General features: G+C 44.6%; 17 protein-coding genes. 9 read left to right on the forward strand and 8 right to left on the reverse strand.

The genetic code is table 11. From position 1 onward, the window contains the following. Positions 1–49: 49 nt before the first annotated feature. The 4 genes from OW495_RS05035 (at position 50) to OW495_RS05050 (ending at position 4,390) form a co-directional block, all read left to right on the forward strand. Positions 50–904 carry an MIP/aquaporin family protein gene (locus tag OW495_RS05035; protein ID WP_004732234.1) on the forward strand — a complete coding sequence of 285 codons (855 nt, stop codon included), beginning with the start codon at positions 50–52 and terminating at the stop codon, positions 902–904. A 59-nt stretch (positions 905–963) separates the two neighbouring features. Further along, complete coding sequence (gene glpK, locus OW495_RS05040; RefSeq protein ID WP_076679410.1) at positions 964–2,484, forward strand: glycerol kinase GlpK; 1,521 nt, start codon at positions 964–966, stop codon at positions 2,482–2,484. A 275-nt stretch (positions 2,485–2,759) separates the two neighbouring features. Further along, the gene (locus tag OW495_RS05045) at positions 2,760–3,551 is read left to right on the forward strand and encodes a DeoR/GlpR family transcriptional regulator (protein ID WP_265973009.1); all 792 of its coding nucleotides are present in this window, start codon (positions 2,760–2,762) and stop codon (positions 3,549–3,551) included. A gap of 443 nt (positions 3,552–3,994) precedes the next feature. After that, the gene (locus tag OW495_RS05050; RefSeq protein WP_289885346.1) at positions 3,995–4,390 is read left to right on the forward strand and encodes a transposase; all 396 of its coding nucleotides are present in this window, start codon (positions 3,995–3,997) and stop codon (positions 4,388–4,390) included. 56 nt (positions 4,391–4,446) lie between these two features. On the opposite strand, the gene OW495_RS05055 is transcribed toward OW495_RS05050, so the two are convergent. The 3 genes from OW495_RS05055 to parM form a co-directional block, all read right to left on the reverse strand. Next, the gene (locus tag OW495_RS05055) at positions 4,447–5,781 is read right to left on the reverse strand and encodes a YadA C-terminal domain-containing protein (RefSeq protein ID WP_289885348.1); all 1,335 of its coding nucleotides are present in this window, start codon (positions 5,779–5,781) and stop codon (positions 4,447–4,449) included. 764 nt (positions 5,782–6,545) lie between these two features. Continuing rightward, on the reverse strand, positions 6,546–6,731 hold the full coding sequence (locus tag OW495_RS05060; RefSeq protein ID WP_102307557.1) for a hypothetical protein: 186 nt from the start codon (positions 6,729–6,731) through the stop codon (positions 6,546–6,548). 2 nt (positions 6,732–6,733) lie between these two features. Then, positions 6,734–7,390 carry a plasmid segregation protein ParM domain-containing protein gene (gene parM, locus OW495_RS05065; protein ID WP_289885351.1) on the reverse strand — a complete coding sequence of 219 codons (657 nt, stop codon included), beginning with the start codon at positions 7,388–7,390 and terminating at the stop codon, positions 6,734–6,736. 320 nt (positions 7,391–7,710) lie between these two features. Here parM and glpD point away from each other — a divergent pair, with 320 nt between their 5' ends. Next, positions 7,711–9,270 (forward strand): glycerol-3-phosphate dehydrogenase, encoded by a 1,560-nt coding sequence (glpD, locus tag OW495_RS05070; RefSeq protein WP_289885352.1) that lies wholly within the window; start codon positions 7,711–7,713, stop codon positions 9,268–9,270. A gap of 214 nt (positions 9,271–9,484) precedes the next feature. Here the strand turns inward: glpD and OW495_RS05075 are convergent, their stop codons facing one another. Then, positions 9,485–9,721, reverse strand: coding sequence for a YdcH family protein (locus OW495_RS05075; RefSeq protein ID WP_012600119.1), 237 nt, complete (start codon positions 9,719–9,721; stop codon positions 9,485–9,487). Positions 9,722–10,002: 281 nt separating this feature from the next. Here OW495_RS05075 and OW495_RS05080 point away from each other — a divergent pair, with 281 nt between their 5' ends. The 4 genes from OW495_RS05080 to OW495_RS05095 all read left to right on the forward strand — a co-directional run bounded on the left by OW495_RS05080 (position 10,003) and on the right by OW495_RS05095 (position 11,454). Further along, positions 10,003–10,467 (forward strand): hypothetical protein, encoded by a 465-nt coding sequence (locus OW495_RS05080; RefSeq protein ID WP_076668485.1) that lies wholly within the window; start codon positions 10,003–10,005, stop codon positions 10,465–10,467. 150 nt (positions 10,468–10,617) lie between these two features. Then, complete coding sequence (locus OW495_RS05085; protein WP_289885357.1) at positions 10,618–10,905, forward strand: hypothetical protein; 288 nt, start codon at positions 10,618–10,620, stop codon at positions 10,903–10,905. Between the two features lie 22 nt (positions 10,906–10,927). Further along, positions 10,928–11,134 (forward strand): hypothetical protein, encoded by a 207-nt coding sequence (locus OW495_RS05090; protein ID WP_289885359.1) that lies wholly within the window; start codon positions 10,928–10,930, stop codon positions 11,132–11,134. Positions 11,135–11,277: 143 nt separating this feature from the next. Further along, the gene (locus tag OW495_RS05095) at positions 11,278–11,454 is read left to right on the forward strand and encodes a YadA-like family protein (protein WP_289885361.1); all 177 of its coding nucleotides are present in this window, start codon (positions 11,278–11,280) and stop codon (positions 11,452–11,454) included. 527 nt (positions 11,455–11,981) lie between these two features. Here the strand turns inward: OW495_RS05095 and OW495_RS05100 are convergent. From OW495_RS05100 to argF, 4 genes are all read right to left on the reverse strand, one after another. Continuing rightward, positions 11,982–12,677 (reverse strand): aspartate/glutamate racemase family protein, encoded by a 696-nt coding sequence (locus OW495_RS05100; protein WP_289885363.1) that lies wholly within the window; start codon positions 12,675–12,677, stop codon positions 11,982–11,984. Between the two features lie 207 nt (positions 12,678–12,884). Further along, entirely contained in the window at positions 12,885–13,868 is a 984-nt protein-coding gene (locus OW495_RS05105) for an HAD family hydrolase (protein ID WP_289885364.1), read from the reverse strand. A gap of 175 nt (positions 13,869–14,043) precedes the next feature. Continuing rightward, positions 14,044–15,309: a RidA family protein gene (locus OW495_RS05110; RefSeq protein ID WP_289885365.1), complete on the reverse strand. Its 1,266-nt coding sequence runs from the start codon at positions 15,307–15,309 to the stop codon at positions 14,044–14,046. Positions 15,310–15,484: 175 nt separating this feature from the next. After that, positions 15,485–16,531, reverse strand: coding sequence for an ornithine carbamoyltransferase (gene argF, locus OW495_RS05115; RefSeq protein WP_102307548.1), 1,047 nt, complete (start codon positions 16,529–16,531; stop codon positions 15,485–15,487). Positions 16,532–16,682 lie beyond the last annotated feature (151 nt).

A 16,682-nucleotide genomic window follows, 5' to 3' on the forward strand; every position in this document is an offset into this window, starting at 1 on the left:
ATATGCACAATACACGTGCTAGATAAGCAAAACTAAAAAGGACTCGAACATGACAACAAATAAACACCCTTCTTTATTTGGGCAATGCTTAGCCGAATTTATCGGCACAGGATTGCTCATATTTTTTGGCGTTGGCTGTGTGGCAGCACTGGTATTAACCGGTGCAACATTCGGACAATGGGAAATCAGCATCATCTGGGGCTTCGGTGTTGCTATCGCGATTTACTGTACTGCTGGTGTTTCTGGCGCACACATTAACCCTGCAGTGACCATCGCACTGGCAATGTTCCATGGCTTTGATAAGGCGAAAGTGGTGCCTTACATCATTTCGCAACTGCTTGGCGCATTCTGCTCTGCTGCGCTGGTATACAGCCTGTACAGCAACCTATTTACTGATTACGAAATTGCGCATAACTTTGTTCGTAGCAGCCAAGACGCACTATCAACAGCAGGTATTTTCTCAACATACCCACATGCTTCACTTTCTTTCTTTGGCGCTTTTGCTGTGGAATTTGTGATTACTGCTGTTTTGATGTTCGCTATCTTAGCGTTAGGTGATGAAAACAACGGCGCATCTCGCGGTGCAATGAATCCTCTACTGATCGGTATTCTTATCGCAGTAATTGGTGGTTCTTTAGGTCCACTGACTGGCTTTGCGATGAACCCTGCTCGTGACTTTGGGCCAAAACTTTTTGCTTACTTTGCAGGTTGGGATTTCGCACTAAGCGGTGCTCGTGATATTCCTTACTTCATCGTTCCAATTCTTGCTCCAATTGCTGGTGCGTGTTTTGGTGGTTGGTTGTACCCACGTGTTATCGGTGCTTACCTACCAGTAGAAGGCCAAGGCTGCACAATTCCAAACCAATGTGAAACAGAAGAAGAAGCTGAACAAGCTCAAGCTTAATCCCTAAGCGACCTTACATTTACTAAAATATAAATAACGAAAGAAAAAGGATTCTTACCATGACCGAGCAAAAATACATTGTTGCCCTAGACCAAGGCACCACAAGTTCTCGCGCTGTAATCCTCGACCACGATGCAAACATCGTTAGCTCTTCTCAAAGAGAATTCACTCAGATTTACCCGAAAGCGGGTTGGGTTGAGCACGATCCAATGGAAATCTGGGCAACTCAAAGCTCTACATTGGTTGAAGCTCTTGCTAAAGCAGGCATTCGCAGCGACGAGCTAGCGGGTATCGGTATCACTAACCAACGTGAAACCACCATTGTTTGGAACAAAGAAACTGGCAAACCGGTTTACAACGCAATCGTATGGCAGTGTCGCCGTACAGCAGATATCTGTGAAGACCTTAAAGCGCGTGGCCTAGAAGATTACGTACGTGACAATACAGGTTTAGTCCTTGACCCGTATTTCTCAGGTACCAAAGTAAAATGGATTCTAGACAACGTTGAAGGCGCTCGTGAAGACGCTGAAGCTGGCAAACTATTGTTCGGTACGGTTGATACTTGGCTGGTTTGGAAAATGACTCAAGGACGTGTTCACGTTACGGATTACACCAACGCGTCACGTACTATGTTGTTCAACATCAATGACCTATGCTGGGACCAGAAGCTACTTGATGAAATGGGCATTCCATCAGTCATGATGCCTGAAGTGAAGCGCTCTTCAGAGGTTTACGGTCAAACGAACCTTGGTGGTAAAGGCGGTACGCGTATCCCAATCGCTGGTATTGCGGGTGACCAACAAGCTGCACTTTACGGTCAAATGTGTGTAGAAGCAGGCCAAGCTAAGAATACTTACGGCACGGGTTGTTTCCTTCTAATGAACACAGGCCAAGAGAAGGTAACATCGAAAAATGGCCTACTAACAACGCTAGCATGTGGCCCTAAAGGCGAACCTGCATACGCGCTTGAAGGTGCGGTATTCATGGGTGGCGCATCTATCCAATGGCTACGTGATGAAATGAAGCTGCTGGCTGGCGCAGAAGACTCTGAGTACTTCGCAACCAAAGTAGACTCTTCAAACGGCGTTTACGTGGTTCCTGCATTTACTGGCCTAGGCGCACCATACTGGGATGCTTATGCTCGCGGTACGATTGTCGGTCTAACTCGTGGTGTTAACTCTAACCACATCATCCGTGCAACGCTGGAAGGTATTGCTTACCAAACTCGTGACGTACTAGACGCGATGCAAGCTGACTCTGGCATCAAGCTAGCGAAACTACGTGTTGATGGCGGCGCAGTAGCGAATAACTTCCTAATGCAATTCCAATCAGACGTGCTTGATACTGAAGTTCACCGCCCTGAAGTAACGGAAGTGACCGCTCTGGGTGCCGCTTACCTTGCTGGCCTAGCGGTTGGTTTCTGGGACAGCATTGATGAGCTTCAAGACAAAGCCGTTCTTGACCGCACCTTCATGCCACACCACGACGAAGAGAAGCGTAACCGCCGTTACAAAGGCTGGAAGCGTGCTATCAAGTGTGCACAGGTTTGGTCTGAACTGCACGATGACGACGAAGAGTAATCTAAGCGTGAGTTAACAGAGGAGCACGAATAATCCCTTATTAATCGATTAGATTGTTCGAACCTCAGCAAACGAAACTAAAAAGAGCACTATTTTGTGCTCTTTTTTGCGTTTCAGGCTCAAATTCCATGTTTTGAGCAGCGTTTTTGCGGTTTAGACATGATTCCTTACCATCATTACTTCTCTCTTTTCATCAATTCGAGCACAATAGCGTGAGTTTATATTTTCGATTTTGACGCGCTAGAGCCCTTTGCGCGCAGGGAGTGGTAAGTTAAGTGAAGCAGATACCAAGACACCAGCAGATTGTAGATCTGGTAAAAACACAAGGATATGTGAGTACCGAAGAGCTCGTTGAAAAGTTCGATGTCAGCCCACAAACCATCAGACGAGACCTCAATGAACTGGCCGATAGCAACAAAATTCGTCGCTATCATGGTGGTGCAACCATTCCTTTAAGCTCGGAAAACACCTCTTATAACACGCGTAAAGCGCTTAACTTCAACGAAAAAGACGTGATCGCCGATGAACTGGTTAAACACATTCCAGATGGCGCAACCCTGTTTGTTGATATAGGCACCACACCAGAATCGGTCGCTCGCGCACTCAACAAAAATCACAAACAATTAAGAGTCGTGACCAACAACATCAATGTTGCGAGCATCCTTCTACCGAACCCAGAGATAAAAGTTATCTTAGCGGGCGGTGAAGTACGTAACCGCGATGGTGGCATTGTCGGTGAAGCGACACTCGATTTCGTGAAGCAGTTCCGCCTCGATTTCGGCATTTTAGGTATCAGTGGCATCGACTTTGACGGCTCGTTGCTCGACTTTGATTACCACGAAGTTCGAGTGAAACAAGCCATCATCGAAAACAGCCGCAGTATCTTCTTAGCCGTCGACCATACTAAGTTTGGTCGTAATGCGATGGTTAAGCTCGGTAATATCTCTCAAGCACACATGGTGTTTACTAATAAGCAGCCACCGGAAGAGATTCTCAACATCCTTAAAGATTCAGACATTCCGTTAGAAGTCATCGATACCGCTCAACCTTCAACACCCAGTGAATAGCCCCTGCTAAGCCAAGCTAGATTAAATTGAGTTGAATGGAGTTAAGCACTCGCATTCGTGAGCAATCAAAAGCCAGTTCTATTGATAAACACTTATCGATAGCTGGCTTTTTTATGGTTCATCGCGGATTAGCGTGAACTAAAAACAAAAACGGTAGTAAGTGATACGGTTTAGTCGCCAAACAAAAATCATACACAAACTACCGTTTTCATGCCGAATGAGACTTTTCTATCTTCATTCTGGGAAGGCTTTAAAATAGTAAAGTCTCACCAGACAGCATCACTTATTATCCTGACTCTTAAACCTAACTCTGAGGCTAAATGCCCTTTTGGCCTTGAGGCCGAGACTATCCATAAGTATCAATGGCGTCATGTAAAAGAAGCGATGTTGCTCGGTGTTCCTGTTGAACTTTCCTTTCAAACTCGAAGGATTAAGTGCCGTGAATGCGGCATAAAAACAGAGGCAATTTAAATACACAGCAAGACAGCTATCTTACCGAAATATTGAATATCAATAAGGACTTAATGACCAATTATATACTCGGAGTACAACTCCAAGAGCCTTGGTATTGTGAATCAGAAGTACATGCAAAAGGGCTTTGGGAGGCGTGGTGGACACAAGTACAAGAGAGTGGAATTAAGCCATTGAAAGAGTTCGCACGAAAATTGAGTCCTTATCTTCACGGCATTATCGCATCGGCAAGTAATCCGCTCAACACCTGCACATTGGCAGGGATAAACAACAAGATAAAGCTAATCAAGCGAATGGGGTATGGGTATCGAGATACAGACTACTTCTTCTTGAAGAGAAAAGCGGCGTTCCCCGGAAAGCCGCTATGAAACAAAAAAAAGCCGTCCCAAAGGACGGCCAAAACTCTAGGTTTTATAGGTAATTCTTAGAATGCGTACTGAGCACCCGCACCAACAACAACGTCGTCAGAAGATGCCGCCAGTGTACCAGATGCAGACCAACCAGTGTCAACGAAAGCGTGAGCAACACCAATCGCTAGAGCAGCCTCAGAGCCCGCGTAACCAACACCCGCACCGAATGCAGTCATGCCGTTTGTAACCATTGGGCGAGCGTTCACAGTTGCAGCGTTAAGAGCTTGCGTTTGGTCGATGCGAGTGTCTAGACGGTCAACCTCAGAGAATAGAGTGTCGATGTCTGACGCGTTTTGGTTGCCTAGAGCGTAAAGCTCATCGATTTGGCTTTGTGTTTGAGCCTGTGCCGCTTGAGAGTGTGCGATCACTTGACCTTGCCCCATCTCGCCCGGTTGAATAGGTTCAACGATTGGCATGTCTTCAACTGGTGGCTGAATTGGGTTTAAATCGCCGTCGTTGATTGGTGGGATACCAACCTCGCCATTGTTATTTTTAACGTATTCAGTAACCGCTTCGACGATTCGCTCATCAACAACAGGGTTGCGCGGCTCTAGGTCTTCAACTGGTTGAGTCGGTAGTTTAACGATTGGAGAACCGTTTTCTGGAACTTTAACCCAACCATCACCCAATTCTGGAACACCCGCGCCCGGTTTGCCACGGTGAATCGGCTTGATTGGCTCTAGGTCTTCAACTGGTGGGTTGATGCCTACATTATTGCGAGAATCGTTAACTACATCCAAGATTTGATCTTGTGTTAGTTGGTTGCCTTGTGAATCAGTAACTGAAACAACACCGCCCGAGTTTGTCACTGTGTAAGTATCAGAAATCATATGATCCAAAACTGCTACTTTTTGCTCAATGGTAGTTTGACCGCCTAGTGTGCGTGGTTCAACTGGCGTGTTGTCACGTTGCTTGCTCTCAAGGAACTTTTTAACGTCCGCATTTGAACGATCGCCGCCGTAGTAATCAGACTCTTTAAAGTCGTTGTAAGCCGCTTTGAACTCAGGCGAAAAGTTTGAGTAGTTGCCACCGTTAACCAGTTGGTCAAGTAGGCTGTCGTATTTTGTGCTTACAGAGATGTTATTCATTACCATCAACGCGGCCGCTTGCTCTTTCTTGTCCATTTCAAGAATGTCGCCTTTAACTTCGTCAAAGAATGCGTTTTTCTCTCCAATGGTGCCGTTTTCCATGATCTCGCGAAGTTCCGAAGCATTACCGTTTCCAAGGTCTGAAAGAGTTTCCAGAAGCTCGTAACCTGTTTTGTCACGAGGGTCTAGGATGTTAGTTTCAGCAGCGATAGAACCGAAAGAAGTTGCAGCGATAAGAGTTGCTAAAATAGTGCGTTTCATAATTTATTTACCTATAAATTATATACGTATACGTACGTATTGAGTTTAAAAAAAGGCCAATTCAATTTGGCTTTAACTCGATGTCCGCTTCGATGGGATGTATTATGTATATATACCTATTATAACACAACCTTTCTTTTGGTATAAATACGAATTAATTTTTAATATATTGATTCGTAAAGGAAAATAATGCTGTTCTAAATACAGTTTTTATACTTGCCATTACATGTCGCGTGTCATGTTCTGAGATAATGCGCCTACAAGCCAGTTTACTCCATTGATAGTTTGCGCGTTTGTGTTCTCTGCGAGTGCGCTATGGAATAACATTCTAACCACTTGAGAAAAGAAGCCACCGCTCCCACAGCTCTGACCCAAGAGTCCTCGAAAGCTTGCGGGCTTGATATCTCTAGCATCGCCATCATGCGAGGAAATACTCGTCCCTGCAACGGTTTACCAAAGTCCGCTCAGCTTGAGTAATAACCCTGCAAAGTCGAAGCTCTCACGCCCGCCATTTCTGCAACCCGTCCCTCAGTCATGAATAAGTCATATGTGATTTCATGTTGGAAATGTGTCAACAAAATTTAGGACAGTACAAAGCAAAAAAACCTTTTGGAGTCTTCGTTTTATTCGCCCATGCCGCCTAATAGCCCCATTTGGTCGGGGTGCGTCTTGGGTTCGGACGTCGTTTAGGGCTCAGGTTCCGGGATGGTTTCCGGGACGGCTACGGGTTGAGGTGCGGCTAACTTCAAAAGCTGCAAAGCCTTTCAGGTTGTCAACGTGTCACCTCGTCGAGAGATAGACGTCACCATGTCGAAAACGTTAGCGTCTAGTCTCTCGATGGCCATACCAACGATCAACAGATCGATGATTGCGCGAGACTTATCGCCTTTGCTCAAGCTGCCGACATACGATACGTCGATGAGAAAATGTGGTGCCTTATGCTTCACCATTATCATTCCCTTTTAGGTTTCTCAATCTCTGCGATAGATACGGCCAACACTTCGACCGAATCCTCAAACGTGGTTACATCGATGCCATGGTCTTTTAATTGGTTGGCAAGTAACTCAGCACCGCCACCGATTCCGAAATGGTGACTAATGAACTCGTCACCTATGAATTGAACGATCTCAGTTGCGGCCTTTCGCATAAGTGGTCGGGTAACTTCCTCGCGTACAACCTCAACACGACCACCCATAGCCGTCCCGGTTTCGAGAGCTTTGCGAATTGCTAGGGGGCTGAGTTTCTTGGTTTGGGTATTCTGGACTTCCTCGAACGCGTCGAACATGCCAAGCTCTATCGATTTTGCGCGCTCGATGCGTTGTGCCTTGCCCGAGAACAAGCAGAGATCGAGCGTAATGCCGCCAAAGTCAAACAGGAACGTGTGGTCTTCGTCGCCAACGTTTAGGTTTCTAAGTGGCGAAGTAATCGCAGACTCGGAAACCGGCAAGCCCTCCGGGTAAACAACCACCTCCGAGATAGTGATCGGTTTCTTTTGCTCGTGAGCGACCGGGGTCATTACGTTGGCTTTTTTCTTGGCGATGTTTACCTCGTTCTTGCGGTGGTCGGTTCCGTAATACTCAGAGATAGGAAGAGTGACCACGACGTGCAATTCCTTACCCGAGAACTCGGCAGCGTTAGAAACCGTAAGGTTTTTTAAATTCCCTTTAGCGTACCAAGCGAGTTTATGCCTGTGCTGCCGTCGTCGGCAATTACTGCAATCATAGTGAGACCTTATTTATTGATGCGTGAGCGGTAGTCAGAACATAGAGTCCCAACATTTGAACCTCTGCTTTCATAAGCAGAGGTTTTTTTATGTCCAAATCACATAAAACGCGCATAAACGAAAATAATAAATGACCGCAAACGAAAGTTGAGATAGGATTCACTTATGTTCTAAAATGCTCGTTCGCTCAGCAAGAGGTCAAAATCATGAGTGCTCAACAAAATAATTCAAACAACAGTACATCTTCCACTTTAGACTTGATCGTGATTGGCGGCGGCATCAATGGTGCAGGTATCGCGGCAGATGCAGCAGGTCGCGGTCTCAACGTTGGCTTATACGAAGCAAATGATTTTGCTTCTGCTACTTCATCTGCAAGTTCAAAACTGATCCACGGTGGCTTACGTTACCTTGAACATTACGAGTTTCGTTTGGTTTCGGAAGCGCTTGCAGAACGCGAAGTATTGTTAAGAAAAGCACCTCATGTTGCTCAACCAATGCGTTTCCGTTTACCTCATCGACCATTTTTACGTCCAGCTTGGATGATCCGCTGTGGCCTATTCCTTTACGATAACTTGGGTAAACGCACCACACTTCCTGGAAGTAAAACGGTGAACTTGGCTAAATCAGGTTTACTGAAGCCAGAAATGAAGACCGGTTTCGAATACTCAGATTGCTGGGTTGACGATGCACGAATGGTATTGCTCAACGTTTTGGCAGCAAAAGAAAACAACGCAGAAGTTCGTAACTACTGCCGTGTTGAAAAAGCGCACCGTGAAGGTGGTATTTGGCATGTAACGGTCCTTGATGTGATGACCAACCAACGCTTTGAACGCAAAGCAAAAGCGCTTGTTAACGCTGCTGGTCCTTGGGTTAAACAGTTCTTTGATGATGGCCTAGAGCAGGCTTCGCCTCGTAACATTCGTCTTATCAAAGGCTCACACATTGTTGTGCCACGCATTCATGACGAACCACAAGCGTACATTCTGCAAAACAAAGACAATCGTATTGTGTTCATGATCCCTTACCTAGATAAATTCTCGATCATCGGTACTACCGACCTTGAATACAAAGGCGACCCACGTAACGTAGCAATTGATGATGTCGAAGTGGATTACTTGATTGATATTGTTAACCAACACTTTGTTAAACAACTTGACCGTGAAGATGTGGTTTGGACATACAGTGGCGTAAGACCGCTTTGTGACGACGAATCGGATTCACCACAAGCGATCACTCGTGACTACACATTGGAATTGGACGCAGAGCTAGATCAAGCACCACTGCTTTCGATCTTCGGTGGCAAGTTGACCACTTATCGTAAGCTAGGAGAAGCAGCACTTAAGAAGTTAGAACCACACCTAACCAACATGGGTGCGCCTTGGACAGCCAACAACACGCTTCCAGGTGGTAACTTCAGCTGTAGCAGAGAGCAACTTGCGAAGATGATCCACACTAAATACCCTTGGGCACCTGAAGCGCTATTGCTTCGCTACGTGACTCAATTCGGTACTTACACTTGGAAGCTTCTAGAAGGTGCCAATAACGAAGCTGACCTTGGCAGCCAATTCTCAAGCGAAGCGCATGGCGTTTATCAAGTTGAAATCGATTACTTGATCAATAAAGAGATGGCGATGACTGACGAAGACATCTTGTGGCGCAGAACCAAGCTTGGCCTGTACATGAGTGAATCAGATCAGCAAACGGTGACCGATTACTTGAAAGAGAAACTACAAAGCAAGGTAGTGAGCTTTTCTCAAGTAGGCTAACCCCACCAGCCTAAACATAGTTCAAGAACATACTTAACAACGAAGCTTAGCGTCCCCCGCGCTAAGCTTTTTTTATATCCAATGAAACCCAAGCTTATGTGTTCAGATAGGGACAGGAATGCAGAAACAAAAAAACTCCCGAAGGAGTTTTTATTGTCTCAATCTGCAATTTGCTAACTAACTATTTAATTTAGCTATTCAGCAAAATAACTAGCTAGGCAATTAAACGAGCATGCAGTGAATCTTTAAGCTCAGAACGATCATGTTTTAGTTGGTGCATCGAGCCGTCATCAATGGGCGAATCTTTCAGCTCTAGTTTACGAATCTCTTTATCAAGGTTGTCGTATGTCTTCATATCTGCTGCAAAGCCATCGTCAGTTTTAGCAAGCTCAGCAATTTTGTCTTTCATTTCAGGAAATTCGTGAACAAGAGAGTGATTTTCACCTAGCATAGAAACCTCTTAAGTTGAGTAAAGTGATTGGTATTAAGCACATTTCATTATTAACCTTAGCAAGGGACTCAAATAACAAATGAGATCCAGTACACAGCATAGAATATAGACAATTTAGATTCACAAATTTACAACATCCACCTAGACAATAGGTTTACTGATTTTGATTAATCTCCATAACAAAAGTCACTAGCAAGGTCCTTTAAACAAAGATCATCAAGCTCCTTGTTGATATTAGGTGTTTATACGTTATAGTAACAAAAACAATTTGGAGAAAGAGAATGGCACGCATATCTGCAAAAGAAAAAGAAGAGAAACAAAAGAAATATGACGAGGTTGTCTTTAACATCTTCATTACTGAAGGTTGGGATGCAATCAGCTATGGACGTATAGCCAAAGAAGTCGGGGTGACAGCTTCATCACTACAAAATTATTATCCTCGACTGGTCGATTTTGGCAGAGCATTGCAGGGTCGTGTCTTCCCAATGGTCGCACATCAATTAGATTTCTCTTCTAAAGAGGCATTTGTGTCCTCATGGGATGTCGCAATCCAAGGTGGAGGCTTATTTCCTTCTTTGGTGAGAATGCTCATTCAAAGTGCTCTGGAAGCCGAGACTAGCCCGCAGACAATTCAAGGTATTATCCGACTAAAAGGCATTTTAGGTCAGCAAATGAGTCCAGAAGACGCAGATTCGGCAATAAAATCCGCGTTAGGCACAACAATAATAACCTTAATGAATCAATAACTTAATTTCTTTTAAAACTGCCCGTCATTATTCGTACATACACCCATAACTTACACCATCGAAACGAAACAACGTTTCTAAGCCGGTTAAACGGCTTTATTTCAAAACCCAACACGTACATATATGCTTTGAAATTTTATAAGTAATGAAATGAAAAAGACAATTCTAGCTACAGTAATCGCAACAACTTCTTTTGGTGCAATAGCTAACCCAAGCACAGACCGTCCAAGAGAAATAGATGAAGCACTAATTGGTAAAGCACTTTCTGCTCATGCTGTTGATGCCGTTGATGCCGTTGATGCTGTCAATAAATATGTAGCAACTCAAAACAACACTGATATGTTGGCGACTGTTGCTGCTAGAGCTGAAACAGAAGGCCACACTGTATCAACTAACCGCGACGACGGATGGCAAAAACAAAGATGTAGTTATCTCTAAAGACGATTTCAGCAGCAAAGTGATGATTCGTGTTGATGAACTAGCTCAAAACCGTGCTGAAAATGAAGAAAACGCGACGAAACTCTTGAAATTAAACTACCAATTGAAGACATTGAACCAGGTTTACCAGACCACAACAAAAAGATTCGCCAAGCAGTTGAGCAACTATCTGAATCAGGTCAATAGCTTAACGATTCAGGAAAAGCTGCAGCACAACAAGCAGCAGTAAAACACAACCAAATCGATGAGCTTTACGTTATTGGCAACCAAAACGCATCTGATATCGATACTCTATTCGGTGAAGTTGATCGCCTAGATACTCGTATCGACCAAACTTAGGCATTAAACGCGGCAACAGTTAATGCTCGCCCAATGTTGACAAACGGTATGACTGCATTCGGCGCAGGTGTTGGCTACGCTGGTTCTGAAGCAGCTCTAGCAATCGGTGTTGTGCACAGCTTTGAAGATACAGGTTGGTCTGCTTCAGGTACTGTTGCAGCTTCTTCTGACGATTCAGTACTAGGTGTAGGCGTTCAATACGCATTCTAAGAATTACCTATAAAACATAAGTTTTAGCCCCTCGAAAGAGGTTTTTTTTTCGTTTACGACAAAGTAAAAGCCTTGTGATCTCACAAGGCTTGATAGGAGTAACTCTTTATTGGAGTTTTTTATGGGGGTCGCTATCGAAGCAGCTAAAAAGGTGTTTCTGAAAAAGAGATTAACTACTACACCCACTCGTATCCACTTTATTCATTTGATCATGTGAAGATGTGTCAGAGCCTGTCGATTGGCATCCTGCCACAAACAATAGCGTTACAGATAAGATAAGCCATTTCATAATTAATCCTCTTTTAGTCATGACTAAAGCATAGTGCTTTTAAGTGCAGATACCTCAGTCATTAACTAAAGCCTTACCTACCGATAAAGCCTTGGTTAATGAACAAAGCATCGCTTCATTAATTAACGACCTGCTTTTGTACAAAAAACTTTCATTCAACTAAATAAAAATCGATCAGAAACTGAAAGAGGACAGTTGTGGATCTATGACGAGGATCTAAAAAACGAGTCGCTAAATGTTAGTCGCTAGTCGCCAAACGTACTGCCGCTTCCGCATGGATGGCAGTGGTATCAAACAGTGGCACATCGGTATGTTGTTGCTGAATCAGCAGGGCGATTTCGGTACATCCCAAAATAACAGCCTCTGCACCTTGCTGGCTTAGCTTCTCAATGATTTGACGATAGACAGCTCGAGATTCTTCTTTTACTTCACCTCGGCACAGCTCTTGGTAAATGATGTTGTGCACTTTCTGTCGGTCACTCTCATCTGGAATCACAATATCAATACCGAACTTGTTAGTCAGGCGCCCTTTATAGAAATCTTGTTCCATCGTGAAAGCGGTACCGAGTAATCCTACTTTCTTTACGCCCTGTTCAAGCAGCTTCTGCGCGGTGGTATCAGCGATATGTAAGATAGGGATCGTGATCTGCTCTTCGATCTCAGGAACGACTTTATGCATGGTATTGGTACAAATCAGAATGAAATCAGCCCCGCCCTTCTCTACCGATAAAGCCGCGTCTGATAAGATGTCGGCTGTCTCTTCCCAACGACCTTGATGTTGGAGCTTTTCTATCTCATCGAAGTTCACGCTGTACATACAAACCTTTGCAGAATTGAGCCCACCAAGGGTCGCTTTAACGCCCTCGTTGATGGATTTGTAGTAGCTTACTGTCGACTCCCAACTCATACCGCCGAGCAAACCGATCGTTTTCATGTTTCTATTCCTTTATCTTTTCGACTATCCGATTAAACCGTCATGAGTTAAGAACTTATAGTACGTTCTTGCTTATAGCGAGGCATTAAGCCTTCATTGTTTTCAAGCGTTCATTCCAAACCTCTGATTTCAAATACGTCCCCGAACAAAAAAGGCTCGAATTAACAATCCGAGCCTTTATGATTTTGACCAAAGGTAAACGAGGCGTTAGTACACCTCACACCAATCTGATTTCATGTCTATCAGCGTCCAGTCCTCTCTGGAATTCGCTTCATCTAGCGCTTTATCCAACTTACCAACATGAGACTTACGATCGTACTTCCACTCTCGCTCAGCATCAGTGTGATGAACAATCATAGCCATTGAATTTGGTTGGCTCGTTGCCCACTGCATCATAGCTTGGTCACCGTCTGAGTTGCCTACTGCTAAAATAGGCTTCTTACCGATAATATGCTGAATATTCGTGACCTTTCCAGCTTTGTCATCAATGGTCAAAATGGACGAGTCTTTGGTCACCGTCGGCTTACCATCGTTGTAGCTGTAATTATATTTAAGAGCGCTGCCGATGATTTGCTCTGGCGGAATGTTATAAGCTTTCGGGGCCCACGCTCTCATGAAATCAACACCACCTCCCGACACGATGTAAGTTTTAAAGTCGTGCTCTTGCAGGTAGGTCAGCATCTCTTTCATTGGCTGGTAAGTTAGGTCTGTGTACGCTTTATTGAAGCGCTCATCTTTTGCTACCGCCAACCACTGCTTAACCTCTTGTTGGTAGTCTTCGACTGTCATACCAGAGTGTGTCGCCATGATAATTTTCAATAACCCTTCTTCGCCACTGCCCAGAACACTTTCAATATCATCTTCGAGTACAAACTTAAACGGTGCTTCCGTTTTCCATTCAGGGTGTTCAGGCGCCATCTCTTTTACACGATCTAACGCGAAGGCCAATTGGAAGTAGTAAGGTTTTTCTGACCAAAGCGTACCGTCGTTATCGAACACGGCGATACGATCTTCAATCGCCACGAACGTATCAGACTCAGCTTTGGTGGTTTTCCCAACATAGTCGACGATAGCGGATTTGCTCTCGCTATCTTTCCAAGAAGGCAGCAAATTGGGATCACAATCTTTAGCAAAAGATGAGAAAGAAAGGCTAGATAAAATCGCAACGGATAAAAGGGTTATTTTCTTCATAGCAACTACCATGTTGTTGAATTAATTGTAGGGTTTAATTCAATTCATCCTAGTCGGTCTACTCTGATTTTCCACTTATGGACACTATAACCAATACTCATATTGTCGTTGGGGCTGTCGTAAAAAGAGGGTTAGCCTCACAGCTAGCCCTCGTTTTCTAGTGCCCGATAAAAGCTTAAAGACTCGGCGGGGTTCCCTCTCCATTAGAAGCAATCGCATCAATTTGCACCAAGGCGCCCATAGGGATATTAGACACACCAATAACTGTGCGCGCAGGTAATGGACCTCCAAAGTAACGCGTGCAAACGTCATTGAGCACATCTAAATCAGCCATGTCTCTCAATTGGATATTCAACTTCACGATGTCATCCATGACATGACCAACGCTCTCAATCACTTCTTTAATGTTATTCAGGCACTGCATCGCCTGCTCTTTTGCGCCATTCGCAACAATCGCTCCAACTCTTGGATCCAACGGCAACTGAGCCGAGATATTGTTGTAGTGAGAAAAAGCCACGGTTTGCGTTGAAAGCGGGCTGATTGGTGCAGCTTTGGTATTGTTTGCCTTAATCACTATTCCATGTCGATCTTCAACCGCTTGTGGCGGAGTGCCATCGCCGTGTGACACGGTCGCATCCATCTGCACTAACGCTCCCATTGCTAGGCCTTCAACCACCGTCACCGAGCGTGCTGGCATGTAACCGACAGCCCTTGCAATCGCAGAGTCCGGGAAGAAGGTGGTATACACTTCATTGACTGCTGTAAGGTCATCAAGGCTTCTCACATGGATATTTACCTTCACGATGTCATCAAGAGGAACATCAACATTTTCCAGTATCGATTTAATGTTTCTGAGGCATTGAATCGCGTGCTCTTTTGCTCCACCAGCGACGATGCTACCCGATTTCGGATCAATCGGTAGCTGAGCTGAAATGTGATTATAGTGAGAGAAAGCGACCGTCTGAGTCGATAGAGAACTGACTGGCGCGTGTGGGGTATTTCTCGCGATCTTAACTAACTCACAAGCCGCTTGTGGGTAAGTGCCTTCACCATTCGAGATCACAGCATCCATTTGCAAATGAGCGCCTTCGAGCGGTAAATCAGCAACAGCGAGTGTCGTGCATGTAGGGACGTAGTGTTGGAAAAAGGACGCGTAGATTTCATTAACTGCATCGATATCTGCAATGTTTTTCAAGTATATATTTACTCTCACTACATCGTGCATGCGGTGTCCAATACTCTCCACAATCGCTTGAATGTTTAATAGACACTGCTTTGTTTGATCTTCTAAAGAGCCTGAGATCAGGCTGCCTGTTTTAGGGTCAATCGGTAATTGAGCAGAGAGGTTATTGTAGTGTGAGAATGCCACCGATTGTGTTGAGAAAGGGCTCTGTGGTGCATCTTCCGTGTTTCTTGAAACTTTAATAATATCGGCACTCATGTCGATACATCTCCTATTCGAGTATTGATGTCAGATAGAGCCAATCGGCCACGTGTTTATCGACATTTCAAAATAAAAGGCACAAAAATAGCCGAACCAATAAATCGTCATAAATACTGGTTCAGCTTAATTCACTTTAAACAGTGGAGGCACTGATGCCCCCACGAATAAACCTCTACAGCGTGCTTAGGAAACTGCTGATTTTTTCTTCATGATGCTTAACGGTTTCTTGCGTTGGAATAACCGCATCTTTATGTGTGAAGTACACTAAAATTGCCATCTGAGCAGTGAGTCGGTTTTCGGCTTCATCGAACGCCACTGAGTATTCGCTTTCTAGTGCGCCGCGAGTCACTTCTTCTTTGTCATTCGCAGGTAGGCAGTGCAGCAACATTGCGCCCGGACGAGCCTTAGCCATTAGCTCTTCAGTAATCACATAGTTAGGCATGAATGCCGCAAGGCGCTCTTCCTTCTCATCCATTTGCGTGACCCAGTAGAAGCTATCGCCGTACACCACATCACAGTCACTGATGCGCTCTACATCATCAGTAATTTCAATCGTGCCACCAGACTCTTCACAGAAGTTCAGCGCCATGTCGATCCACTCTTGTTCCATGTGGTATTTCTTAGGACCAATTTGCTTAAAGCCCATACCGTACTTAGCACAAGTCAGCATCAGTGAACGGCACACATCCGTCGCGTCACCCATGAATGCTAAGGTGAGATCAGACAACTTACGTCCATCTGTGATGTGCTCTCTGATCGTGTAGAGATCCGCTAGCATTTGAGTTGGGTGGAAACGAGTATCAAGGCCGTTGATCACTGGCACTGTCGACATTTCAAGTAGGCCATCTAGTGTCTCAGGGCTGTTAGTACGAGCCATGATGATGTCGCACATACGTGATAGCACACGAGACGTATCATCAATAGACTCTTTACCACCTAAGTGAATGTCTTTTGGTGATAGAAATAGTGCATGACCACCCAATAATGTTGCTGCCACCTCGAAAGAAACACGCGTACGCGTAGAACCCGCTTCGAAAATCATTCCTACCGATTTGCCTTTGAACAGTGGCGGGATTGCATTGTCTTTACGCGCCTGTTTCAGGTGAGTCATCAACTCCATCATGTTGTCCATTTCTTGAACAGAGAAGTCTTTCATGGAGACCATATGCTCTAGGTTTGCTTTGTTTAGTTCAGTTGCGCTAGAAGAAGGTAATTTCATAATAAGTTCCTATTTTTCATAACTTTGTGCGCGGTTCTTTTAAGTTCTCTTTCATGGCGATTTGATTTTGAATACATGCCATCACTTTCAAGAACCGCTACGTTTGGGATTAAATATTGGTGTTAACGACTGTTCTCAGTCTTTAGTTGTT

The sequence above is a fragment of the Vibrio sp. 14N.309.X.WAT.E.F5 genome (genome assembly GCF_030397615.1).
GTDB classification, from domain to species: domain Bacteria; phylum Pseudomonadota; class Gammaproteobacteria; order Enterobacterales; family Vibrionaceae; genus Vibrio; species Vibrio lentus.